The 710-nt window shown below is 46.9% G+C and carries 1 protein-coding gene; it reads left to right on the forward strand.

Going from position 1 to position 710, the window contains the following annotated elements; genetic code table 11:
- Positions 1–710, forward strand: a 710-nt coding sequence (locus R7Q09_RS25600; RefSeq protein ID WP_318143870.1) for an alpha/beta hydrolase, incomplete at both ends; no start/stop codon positions are given.

Consider the following 710-nt stretch of genomic DNA (forward strand, 5'->3'; position numbering starts at 1 on the left):
TCGTGTTTGGTATCGTCATTTGCGTCGCTTGCAGTGGGCGTGGCAAGGCTTATCTCCAATTGAAATGGAAGGCGTGTTGTCGCGCATTGCTTCGTCAACGCATTCTCGTACTCACGATGATTGGTTAGATACTGTGATGGGGTATCACAGCGGTAACTGGACGTTTGAGTGGATCAAGTTAGGTATGGAACACCAACGACGTGCCAATGACCTTAAAGGTGAGGATGCTGCCGACGAGCTGTTTACCGCATCGTTGTGTTTCAGCATTGCGGGCTATCCTCATTTAAAAAACGACAACTTGGCGCTTCAGGCTCAGGTGTTAGCAAACAAAGCCTATTCTGAAGGGGCTGAGAAAACTCAATACACCATCAAGCAAATTGAGGTGCCTTACCAAAAACGCAAAATTATCGCTAACTTGCATTTGCCAAGAACCGATAAGCAGCTGCCAGTTGTGATGGTGAGTGCAGGACTCGACAGTTTACAAACCGACATGTGGCGTTTGTTCCGCAATCACTTTGCTCCTAAAGATATTGCAATGCTGACCGTCGATATGCCATCAGTCGGACACAGTTCTCATTGGCCTTTGACGGAAGATTCAAGCTGTCTTCATCAAGCCGTGTTGAATGAGCTTTATTCCATTCCTTACGTCGATCATCACAAAGTTGGTTTGGTCGGTTTTCGTTTTGGTGGCAATGCCATGGTTCGTCTGT

Source organism: Vibrio sp. 2130-1, from assembly GCF_033339515.1.